This is a genomic window from Bacillus sp. C30 (assembly GCF_040838255.1).
GTDB lineage: Bacteria > Bacillota > Bacilli > Bacillales > Bacillaceae_G > Bacillus_A > Bacillus_A mycoides.
In genome coordinates this window covers 22,233-32,605 of record NZ_JBFPJH010000018.1, presented here as the reverse complement: position 1 = coordinate 32,605, position 10,373 = coordinate 22,233, and the positions used below count along the sequence as shown (strand labels likewise).

At 37.3% G+C, this 10,373-nt stretch carries 11 protein-coding genes; all 11 read right to left on the bottom strand.

Going from position 1 to position 10,373, the window contains the following annotated elements; genetic code table 11:
- Window positions 1-196: 196 nt before the first annotated feature.
- The 11 genes from argR to accB all read right to left on the bottom strand — a co-directional run bounded on the left by argR (window position 197) and on the right by accB (window position 10,227).
- Window positions 197-646: an arginine repressor ArgR gene (gene argR, locus AB3X49_RS04180; protein WP_002015076.1), complete on the bottom strand. Its 450-nt coding sequence runs from the start codon at window positions 644-646 to the stop codon at window positions 197-199.
- A 142-nt stretch (window positions 647-788) separates the two neighbouring features.
- Window positions 789-1,628, bottom strand: a complete 840-nt coding sequence (locus tag AB3X49_RS04175) for a TlyA family RNA methyltransferase (protein WP_367960629.1) — start codon at window positions 1,626-1,628, stop codon at window positions 789-791.
- 3 nt (window positions 1,629-1,631) lie between these two features.
- Window positions 1,632-3,524, bottom strand: a complete 1,893-nt coding sequence (dxs, locus tag AB3X49_RS04170) for a 1-deoxy-D-xylulose-5-phosphate synthase (RefSeq protein ID WP_002067083.1) — start codon at window positions 3,522-3,524, stop codon at window positions 1,632-1,634.
- Window positions 3,525-3,831: 307 nt separating this feature from the next.
- Window positions 3,832-4,725, bottom strand: a complete 894-nt coding sequence (ispA, locus tag AB3X49_RS04165) for a (2E,6E)-farnesyl diphosphate synthase (protein ID WP_002015072.1) — start codon at window positions 4,723-4,725, stop codon at window positions 3,832-3,834.
- Window positions 4,725-4,955 carry an exodeoxyribonuclease VII small subunit gene (gene xseB / locus AB3X49_RS04160; protein ID WP_000428422.1) on the bottom strand — a complete coding sequence of 77 codons (231 nt, stop codon included), beginning with the start codon at window positions 4,953-4,955 and terminating at the stop codon, window positions 4,725-4,727. Before xseB ends, ispA begins: the two co-directional genes overlap by 1 nt.
- Window positions 4,945-6,303: an exodeoxyribonuclease VII large subunit gene (gene xseA, locus AB3X49_RS04155; protein WP_002015068.1), complete on the bottom strand. Its 1,359-nt coding sequence runs from the start codon at window positions 6,301-6,303 to the stop codon at window positions 4,945-4,947. Before xseA ends, xseB begins: the two co-directional genes overlap by 11 nt.
- 26 nt (window positions 6,304-6,329) lie before the next feature.
- On the bottom strand, window positions 6,330-7,190 hold the full coding sequence (gene folD / locus AB3X49_RS04150) for a bifunctional methylenetetrahydrofolate dehydrogenase/methenyltetrahydrofolate cyclohydrolase FolD (protein WP_367960627.1): 861 nt from the start codon (window positions 7,188-7,190) through the stop codon (window positions 6,330-6,332).
- A 23-nt stretch (window positions 7,191-7,213) separates the two neighbouring features.
- A complete protein-coding gene (gene nusB, locus AB3X49_RS04145) occupies window positions 7,214-7,606 on the bottom strand; it encodes a N utilization substance protein NusB (RefSeq protein ID WP_002067080.1) in 393 nt (130 codons plus the stop codon).
- Between the two features lie 348 nt (window positions 7,607-7,954).
- Entirely contained in the window at window positions 7,955-8,347 is a 393-nt protein-coding gene (locus AB3X49_RS04140; RefSeq protein WP_000807630.1) for an Asp23/Gls24 family envelope stress response protein, read from the bottom strand.
- Window positions 8,348-8,369: 22 nt separating this feature from the next.
- Window positions 8,370-9,722: an acetyl-CoA carboxylase biotin carboxylase subunit gene (accC, locus tag AB3X49_RS04135; protein ID WP_002015065.1), complete on the bottom strand. Its 1,353-nt coding sequence runs from the start codon at window positions 9,720-9,722 to the stop codon at window positions 8,370-8,372.
- Between the two features lie 16 nt (window positions 9,723-9,738).
- On the bottom strand, window positions 9,739-10,227 hold the full coding sequence (gene accB, locus AB3X49_RS04130) for an acetyl-CoA carboxylase biotin carboxyl carrier protein (protein WP_367960625.1): 489 nt from the start codon (window positions 10,225-10,227) through the stop codon (window positions 9,739-9,741).
- Window positions 10,228-10,373 lie beyond the last annotated feature (146 nt).

The following is a 10,373-nucleotide window of genomic DNA, read 5'->3' as shown; positions in this document are numbered from 1 at the left end:
CTATATGTTTGTATGTATAAATTACTCTTCTAACCCGCTCCATTGTACCAAACATTCGTTTTACGGGTCAATCCACCTATTTTCTAACTTCATTCAAAAAAAATAATGTATTGTATTTGAAAATCCGTATTTTTCGCCAATAAAAATATCTTGTTTACTTTCCACTTTACAGAGGAAAGTAAACAAGATTTTTCTGTTAAAGCATATTTAAGAAACGATCAGAGACAACACCTGTATCTTCAGGTGTACGGCAAATAATTAAGCAAGTATCATCACCACAAATGGTTCCGACGATCTCATCCCACTCTAAATGATCAATGAGTGCCCCAAGTGAATGAGCGTTACCAGGCAATGTTTTTAGCACAAGCATATGTCCTGCCGTGTCTAATTTTACAAATGAATCCACTAGATTTCGTTTTAATTTTTGCAACGGATTAAATCGTTGATCTGCTGGCAAGCTATATTTATAGCGGCCATCATGTAATGGCACCTTCACTAAGTGCAGTTCTTTAATATCGCGCGATACTGTTGCTTGCGTTACATTAAACCCCACATTACGTAAAATATCAACTAGTTCATCTTGTGTTTCAATTTCTTTGTTAGCAATAATTTCCCTGATTTTAATATGGCGCTGACCTTTATTCATACATTTGCACCTCACACTATCTCTTACCATAGTTTAAACATTGGTATACTTCATTTATTTATGTTACCGTATAATCCATTACTTGTACACAATTGTTTTTACAATCATTATACGATTACAACAAAAAGAGGAACAACATATGTTATTCCCCTTTCCCTTTTTGTTTTAGAACATCATGTGCTTCTGTAACAACTTGCTCAATAGAAACCGGAGAATGATTTTCGCCATTCTCACGCTCACCGTGCCACTTTAGATGAATTAAAAATTCAATATTTCCATCCCCGCCTGTAATTGGTGAGAATGTTAAACCTTCGATATTATAGCCTTCCTTAAGAGCAAAATCGACAATCATTTCCACGACAGCTTCATGTACTTTTCTATCACGAACAATGCCTTTTTTCCCGACTTGTTCTCGTCCAGCTTCAAACTGAGGTTTAATCAATGCAGCTACATCACCATTTGGCATAAGCATTGTTTTTAAAACCGGCAATATAAGCCTTAATGATATAAATGAAACATCAATACTTGCAAACTGCGGTAAACCACGCTCTAAATCTGCCGGTGTCACGTAACGGAAGTTCGTTCGTTCCATCACAACAACACGCTCATCTTGACGCAATTTCCACGCAAGTTGATTATATCCTACATCTAATGCGTAGGATAACTTCGCCCCATTTTGAAGCGCACAGTCTGTAAAACCACCAGTTGATGAACCAATATCTATCATAACCTTATCTTGTAAATCAAGTTGAAATGTTTCTAATGCCTTTTCAAGCTTATAACCACCACGGCTTACATACGGCATGACTTGCCCTTTCACCGTAATCTCCGTATCTTGTGAGATTTTCTCCCCTGGCTTATCGAGTCTGATTTCATTCGCATATACAAGACCTGCCATAACAGCACGTTTAGCCTTCTCACGCGTTTCTATAAGTCCTCGCTCTACTAATAGTACATCTACTCTTTCTTTTTTTACGCTCATTTGTTACGCCCTTTTTTGTTTTGATGGAATCATTGTATGAATACGGTCTACAACAGCATCTGTTGTTAAACCAATTTCTTCTAACAGTTTTGTTACACTACCATGCTCTATGAAGCGATCAGGAATACCCATTCGTTCAATTAAAGCACTATGGTATCCGTTCTCAGAAGCAAATTCAACTACTCCCGTTCCAAAGCCACCGATTAAACAAGCCTCTTCAATCGTTAAAATCGGTATATTTTTCCCTAAAAGCTCATGTAAATATGCTTCGTCCATCGGCTTAATAAAGCGAGCATTCACTACTTTCACTGATACTCCAGCTTGTTCAAGACGCTCAGCTGCTTCCATTGCCATCGGGATTGTCGTACCAAACGTTAAAATTGCTGCTTGTGTGCCTTCTTTTAACGTTTCCCATGTACCGATTGGAATCGCCTTTAATTCTTCATCCATTTGAACGCCAAGTCCATTTCCGCGTGCATAACGTAAAGCAATCGGTCCATCTTCGTATTGCATCGCTGTATATACTAAATGTTGACCTTCATTTTCATCTTTCGGCATCATAAGCACCATATTCGGCAAGTGACGTAAAAACGCGATGTCAAATACACCTTGATGCGTTTCACCGTCTGCTCCTACTAATCCAGAGCGATCTATTCCAATGAAAACATTTAAATTCTGGCGACAAATATCATGAACAACTTGGTCATATGCTCTTTGTAAAAATGTTGAATAAATTGCTAAGAACGGCTTCATCCCTTGTGTTGCCATACCAGCTGCCATTGTTGTAGCATGCTGCTCTGCAATACCTACATCAATCATGCGATCCGGAAATTCTTTTTGGAATTTCTCAAGTTTCGATCCAACAGGCATTGCAGGCGTAATTGCAACGATACGTTCATCCGTTCTCGCTAGCTTAAGCACTGTTTCACTAACAACAGCACTCCATGCTGGTGCAACTTCTTTCGGTTTAACGAAGTCACCTGACTCAATTTTATACGGTCCTGTTCCATGCCAAGTTCCAATAACGTCACTTTCAGCTGGTTTATAACCTTTTCCTTTTTTCGTAATAACATGAACAAGTACTGGGCCTTTTGTTTTCTTTGCATATTGCAACGTTTCGAATAACTTTTCATAATCATGCCCATCGACCGGACCTAAATATGTAAAGCCTAATTCTTCAAAAAAGACGCCTGATACTAGTAAATATTTTAGACTATCTTTTATTTTCTCTGCTGTCGCAGCAACTTTCCCGCCGACTGCTGGGATTTTCTTCAATATATACTCTAGTTCATCTTTTACCCAATGGTACTTCCCTGCGGTACGTAAACGACCAAGTACATTATGAAGTGCACCGACGTTTGGTGCAATTGACATTTCATTGTCATTCAAAATAACAATCATGTCCGTTTTTTCATGCCCAATGTGGTTCAATGCCTCTAAAGCCATTCCGCCTGTTAATGCACCATCGCCAATGATTGGTATAACGTATTCTTCCGTTTTCTTTAAATCACGTGCTAGAGCCATTCCCATTGCAGCAGATAACGACGTTGAACTATGACCAGTTTCCCAAACATCATGCTCACTCTCGCAGCGTTTTGGAAAACCACATAGACCTTGGTATTGCCTTAATGTGCCGAATTCTTTCGCACGCCCTGTTAAAATTTTATGTACATAGGATTGATGTCCTACGTCCCATAAAAACTTATCTTTCGGACTATCAAATAATTTATGCAGAGCAATTGTGAGTTCTACTACACCTAAATTAGGTGCAATATGTCCACCTGTTTGAGAGAGCTCTTCAATTAAAAACTTACGAATATCCTCACTCAACCCCTCTAGTTCACTGATAGACATATCTTTCAAAAAACTAGGGTTTTGAATTTGCGTTAGATCCACATGGATCACTCACTTTCATTTCATAATCTGTCAACATGTCAAATATTATAAGAAACATTTACACAACACAAGAAATTATCTTTTCTATTCTTTTTATCTTGTCCTGCTTTCAGAAAACACTTCCATTTTTTCACTTATCATATTATACATCATATTTCTTTACGTGATGAAAAAAATAGCCGCTAACACGAAGTGATAACGGCAATGTAATCTACATATATTTTTGCCAATAACAAGAAAAGAAAAACCTTTCCTACATTTATATCATAAAATGATGAATGACTCAACAAATGGAAACGCTGTTATATTAGTTATTACGTTTTGCGATTAAATCACAAATAGATAGTAAATATTCATCTTGTAATTGTAAGGAGCTAATAGAATCTTTTGCTTTTGCAATTTTCTCCTCTAAAATAGATTTTGCTCTATCTACAGTAAATAACGTCGTATATGTGCTCTTCTCGTTGGAAGCATCACTACCAATCGGTTTTCCAATCTCTTCTTCTGTTCCTTCTACATCCAAAATATCATCTCTAATTTGGAAAGCTAGACCGATATATTTCGCAAATGCAAGTAACTTCTCTTCTTGCTCTTCTGTAGCATCAGAAAGTATCGCGCCTGCAAGTACAGCAAACTCAAGCAGTTTACCTGTCTTATGATTATGAATGTACTCTAATTCATTAATTGTAAGTCGTTTTCCTTCAGCTTCCATATCTGCCACTTGTCCAGCAACCATTCCTTCAGGTCCTGCTGCTTTCGCAAGCTCAAGTACAAGTCTTACTTTTTTTTCAGCAGAGATTTCTTTTTGCTCATATGCCATAATAACTTGAAAAGCATATGTCAACAAACCATCTCCCGCTAAAACTGCCATTGCTTCACCAAATACTTTATGATTTGTAGGCTTTCCTCGTCTTAGATCATCATCATCCATACAAGGCAAATCATCATGAATTAACGAATATGTATGAATCATTTCAAGGGCACAAGCTGCACCCACTCCAAGATTTCTTTCTTTCCCAAACGCTTGTAACGTTGCAAATAAAAGTAACGGGCGGAGACGTTTCCCACCCGCTTCCAAAGAATATGCCATCGCTTCACGAAGCACATTTGGACATTGTAATTCATTTGCATAGCTTACAAGCTTTTCTTCTACGAAAGTTTTACTCTCTTTCAAAAAAGCATCAAAAGCTATATGTGTCACTATGCTTCATCTCCTAAAGCAGTAAACGGTTTAAGCTCTCCATCTTCCCCAAGGATAACTGCCATTTGTTCTTGTACATCTTTCAATTTCTCATCACAAAGCTTAGATAATTCCATGCCTTCCTTAAAATAAGAAATTGCTTCCTCTAAAGGTACATCACCTTGTTCAAGCTTAGAAACGAGATGCTCAAGCTGCGAAATTGCTTCTTCAAAGCTTAACTTATTTTCCATTATTCAATTCACGCTCCTCTATGCTTGATACGCTACAATCTAGTATTCCATCTTGTAATTGAACCGAAACAGCATCTCCAAGGCTAACATCTTTCACGCTTTTTAATACTTGTTTCTCTTCATCGTATACAAGCCCATACCCTCTCATCATTACTTTAAGCGGGCTTAATACCTCAAGCTTTTGAGCCGCTCTCACAAATACGAACTCCTTCGTTTGAAGTAATGTTTGCATTTCACGTTGCAACTGCTTTTGCAACGTTTCAATTGCCGTTTTCGTTTGTATAATTTTTTGAGATGGGTGGTGCTTTTCTAAATAAAATGAAAGTTGCTTTAATTGATTTACTTTTTTATCTATATAACGCTCTTTCGCTAAAACAAGTTGTTCAAGAGCCCTGTCTAACTGCTCTTCTTTTTGCTCGTACACTTGCCTTGGATAACGGAACGCATAAGATTTTTGTAACACTTGCAGTTTTTCTTCTTTTTTATGTACTCTCTCTCTCATTGCTCTTTGCAATCTCAGAGTTCTTTGTAATACCTTTTCTTGTAACTCTATAGTATTAGGTACCGCCAACTCAGCTGCTGCAGTCGGTGTTGGTGCACGTAAATCCGCGACAAAATCTGCGATTGTAAAATCTGTTTCATGGCCTACAGCCGAAATAATCGGAATCTCACTTGTGAAAATTTCTCTTGCAACTACTTCCTCATTAAAGGCCCATAATTCTTCAATAGAGCCTCCACCACGTCCAACAATTAAAACATCAATATCTCCCATTTCATTCGCTGTACGAATTGCTTGTACAATCGAGGGAGCTGCTGACTCCCCTTGTACAAGTACAGGAAACACAATAACATTTCCAATTGGATAACGACGTTTAATTGTTGTTATAATATCGCGAATTGCTGCTCCTGTTGGCGACGTGATTACACCTATTGTTTTAGCATACGGAGGAATTATTTTTTTATAAACTTGAGAAAACAAGCCCTCTTCCTCTAAACGAACTTTTAATTGCTCATAAGCTAAATGCAAGTTTCCAATTCCGTCAGGCTGCATGTCTTGAATATAAATTTGATAAGAACCACTCGCTTCATAAACAGAAATCTTTCCTTTTACAAGTACTTTCATTCCATTTTCCGGTCTGAATTTAATGTTACGATTATGACCCGCAAACATAACCGCTGCAATTCTTGCATTTTCATCTTTCAATGTAAAATACATATGACCACGACTATGATATTTAAAGTTGGAAATTTCTCCTTTTAACCAAACAGACTGTAAATGCGGATCATACTCTATTTTTGTTTTAATATAGCGTGTTAATGCTGTAACGGTTAAATATTGTTTCTCCATTTCTCTCTCCTCATAGCCGATTCAAATTATTGACAAACAACACCTGCACGCTTTGCAGACTCCACAGTGTTGTGAAGAAGCATTGTAATAGTCATTGGGCCGACTCCTTTTGGCACAGGCGTAATGTAACCTGCAACGTCTAATACATTGTCAAAATCAACATCACCACAAAGTTTGCCTGTTTCTAAACGGTTAACACCAACATCAATTACAACCGCACCCTCTTTAATATAGTCAGCTGTTACCATTTTCGGTCGTCCAACGGCTACGATTAAAATATCAGCTAACTTCGATAATTCTTTTATATTTTGCGTCTTAGAATGACAATATGTGACAGTTGCATTTTCATTTAAAAACAGTTGCCCCACTGGTTTACCAACAATATTACTTCTTCCAATTACAACAACATGCTTTCCAGAAATATCAAGATTCGTTTCTTTTACTAATTCTAAAATGCCATGCGGTGTACATGGAAGGAATGTGTCTTGTCCCGTCATCATACGTCCTACGCTGATTGGGTGAAATCCATCTACATCCTTTTCCGGTGAAATTCTTTCAATGATAGCTTTTTCTTCAATATGTTTTGGTAAAGGTAATTGTACCAATATGCCATTAATGCGGTCGTCTCCATTTAAGCGATCGATTTCAGCAAGCAAACGCTCCTCAGTAATCGTTTCAGGAAGTTCAATTAGCTCTGAATAGATTCCTACTTGCTCACAGCCTTTTTCTTTTCCTTTTACATAAGAACGAGATGCTGGATCTTCTCCAACTAAAATAACTGCTAATCCTGGTAAAATCCCTTGCTCTTTTAACTTCACAACTTTTTCTTTTAATTGTGCTCGTTTTTTCTCCGCAACTTCATTTCCTTTGATGATTACTGCTACCATTTTAAGTTTCCCCCTTAAAGAAATTACAGTGTATCTTTTATATTAGATAAAACGCCGTTAATAAAACGACGAGATTCCTCATCCCCAAATGTTTTTGCGATTTCAATTGCTTCGTTAATTGTTACATTGTGCGGAATTTCTTCCATGTATTTCATCTCACACACAGCTACACGTAAAATACTGCGATCAACAATACTAATACGCTCAAGCTTCCACTTTTTTAAATTTTGACGAATTGCTGCGTCAATCTCTTCTTTGTTGTCTACAAATCCTACAACAAGTGATTCTAGAAACTCATTTGTTTCTTCACCTTCATCTAGCGTATTTTCCACCGCTACTTTCGGTTCTAATTCACCTGTAATATCCATTTGGTATAATGCTTGCATTGCTCTTTCTCTAGCCGTCCTACGTTTCATTGTAACTCTCCTTTATACTTCAAGTCTTTCCTTATGTTTTGTTATATTATTATAATTTATAAGCCGTCAATTCACTTACTCTTGCAGTTTTCATTGATTTTCCAACCTTATAATACAATGATAATAACACAATTTATCGTTTCACACACGGGGTACAAGGCTGAAAAATAATAAAAAGATTAACTTCAAGTTCCATATCTTATCACAATGTACGTTTTTTGGAAAAATGAAACATACCGTTTTATTTTTCTTTTTTTTTGAAATAGTATAACAATTAGAGGGTTTTAATTTGTGAAGAAATGAAACGATAAAAAAGATGCCTATTTTACTAGGCACCTTTTTCCACTCTTACACTGGTTCGATTTCTGTTTTTTGTGTTTCGAATGTTACGCCAACGATGTGAACGTTCACTTCTTTTGGCTCAAGTCCTGTCATTGTAAAGAGTGCTTGGCGAATATTGTCTTGAATTTTTTGTGCAACAACCGGAATCGCTACACCAAAATACATCACAACATAAAGGTCAACAATAATATCTTCGTTTGCTAATTCAACCTTTACACCTTTACCATGATTTTTCTTACCTAACTTCTCAACAACATCTGTAGCAAAATTACCACGCATTGCCGCTACACCTTCTACTTCAGCAGCTGCAATACCTGCAATTACTTCGATTACTTCTGGTGCAATTTCTACTTTTCCAAGAGTTGTATCTTGACCCATATCTAACATATGTTCAGCCATGAAAAAAACCTCCTTTAATGTATCACTGCGTCACAAGTTCATGCTCTTCCAAAAATTTCGTGTTAAACTCACCTTTTACAAAATCAGGGTGCTCTAGCAATTGCAAATGGAACGGGATTGTTGTATGTACGCCTTCAATGACAAACTCACTGAGCGCTCGCTTCATTTTTGCAATTGCCTCTTCACGTGTTTTTCCGTGAACAATTAATTTAGCAACCATCGAATCATAGAAAGGTGGTATTGAATATCCCGGATATACAGCTGAATCGACGCGAATACCAAATCCGCCTGGTGGTAAGTACATTTCTACTTTACCTGGAGATGGCATGAATTTTTTGGCAGGGTTTTCCGCATTAATTCGACATTCCATTGCCCAACCATTAAATTGTACTTCTTCTTGCTGTAACGATAACTTTTCTCCAGAAGCAACAAGAATTTGTTCTTTAATTAAATCCATCCCTGTTACCATTTCAGTAACTGGATGTTCAACTTGGATTCTCGTATTCATCTCCATGAAATAAAAGCTTTTCGTTTTATATTCATAAATAAACTCAACCGTACCAGCACCTGTATAATCAACCGCTACCGCCGCTTTAACTGCTGCCTCACCCATTTGCTTGCGAATATTCTCATCAAGTGCAGGTGATGGACTTTCTTCTAATAGTTTTTGCAGACGGCGCTGAATTGTACAATCACGCTCTCCTAAATGAATGGCATTCCCATGTGTATCTGCCATTATTTGAATCTCAACATGGCGGAAATCTTCAACGTACTTCTCCAAGTATACACCAGGGTTCCCAAAAGCGGTACTGGCTTCTTGCTGTGTAATTTGAATTCCTTTTACAAGCTCTTCTTCATGGCGCGCAACACGAATACCTTTTCCGCCGCCACCTGCAGTCGCTTTAATGATAACTGGATATCCAAGTTGATTAGCAAGCTCGATCGCTTCTTCGGTATTTTTAATAATCCCTTGTGAACCTGGTACAATCGGAACCCCTGCTTCTTTCATTGTATCACGTGCAACGTCTTTTGTGCCCATCTTTGAAATGGCTTCTGGGCTTGGACCGATAAAAATCAAGTTACACTCACGGCATAATTCTGCAAAATCTGCATTCTCTGCTAAAAATCCATATCCCGGATGAATTGCATCACAACCTGTTAATTTCGCAACACTAATAATGTTCGTCAAATTTAAATAGCTTTCTTTTGAAATCGTTGGTCCAACACAATACGCTTCATCTGCAATTTGCACATGAAGTGACTCTTTGTCTGCTTCTGAATAAATTGCAACTGTTTCAATATCCATTTCTTTACAAGCACGAATAATTCGTACAGCAATTTCCCCACGATTGGCTATTAATACTTTTTTTATCATCACAAAGACTCCCTTATTACGCTTTTACAAGAAATAGCGGTTGTCCATACTCAACAAGCTGTCCGTTATTAACAAGAATCTCAACAATTTCGCCCTCTACATCTGCGTCAATTTCGTTAAATAATTTCATAGCTTCAACAATACATACGATAGAATCTTTCGATACTCTGTCCCCAACACTTACATATTGAGGTGTATCAGGCGAAGAAGAGGAATAAAATGTCCCTACCATCGGTGATGTGATTTTATGTAGGTTTTCATCTTGAACAACATTCTTCTCTTCTTGTTTTGGCGCTTCTACTTGCGCTGCCGCTACTGCTGTTTCTACTTCGACAGATGCTGCTGGCTGTACTACCTGTTTCGTTACCGGTGCTTGCACAGTAACTACTTCATTACCACGTTTTTTCATTTTGATTGTTGTACCGTCTTTTTTGTATTCAAATTCATCAATATTAGAGCTATCAATTAATTTAATTAATTCACGAACTTCTTGAATTTTAAACATGTAAAATCCACTCCCATACTCTTGTTTGTCCCGTTTTTACAGATTGGCATCAAACTGATTTACTGTAAAAATACGATGTATTCTATTAGAAAATTTATTCCTATGACATTTACTAATAGAAATATTTACTATTCCCATCTTACGTT

Bases quoted from the DNA above. Each gene is read 5' to 3' on its own strand.
- argR (WP_002015076.1), bottom strand. From the start codon at position 646: ATGAATAAAGGTCAGCGCCATATTAAAATCAGGGAAATTATTGCTAAC.
- AB3X49_RS04175 (WP_367960629.1), bottom strand. From the start codon at position 1,628: ATGAGCGTAAAAAAAGAAAGAGTAGATGTACTATTAGTAGAGCGAGGA.
- xseB (WP_000428422.1), bottom strand. From the start codon at position 4,955: ATGGAAAATAAGTTAAGCTTTGAAGAAGCAATTTCGCAGCTTGAGCAT.
- xseA (WP_002015068.1), bottom strand. From the start codon at position 6,303: ATGGAGAAACAATATTTAACCGTTACAGCATTAACACGCTATATTAAA.
- folD (WP_367960627.1), bottom strand. From the start codon at position 7,190: ATGGTAGCAGTAATCATCAAAGGAAATGAAGTTGCGGAGAAAAAACGA.
- nusB (WP_002067080.1), bottom strand. From the start codon at position 7,606: ATGAAACGTAGGACGGCTAGAGAAAGAGCAATGCAAGCATTATACCAA.
- AB3X49_RS04140 (WP_000807630.1), bottom strand. From the start codon at position 8,347: ATGGCTGAACATATGTTAGATATGGGTCAAGATACAACTCTTGGAAAA.
- accC (WP_002015065.1), bottom strand. From the start codon at position 9,722: ATGATAAAAAAAGTATTAATAGCCAATCGTGGGGAAATTGCTGTACGA.
- accB (WP_367960625.1), bottom strand. From the start codon at position 10,227: ATGTTTAAAATTCAAGAAGTTCGTGAATTAATTAAATTAATTGATAGC.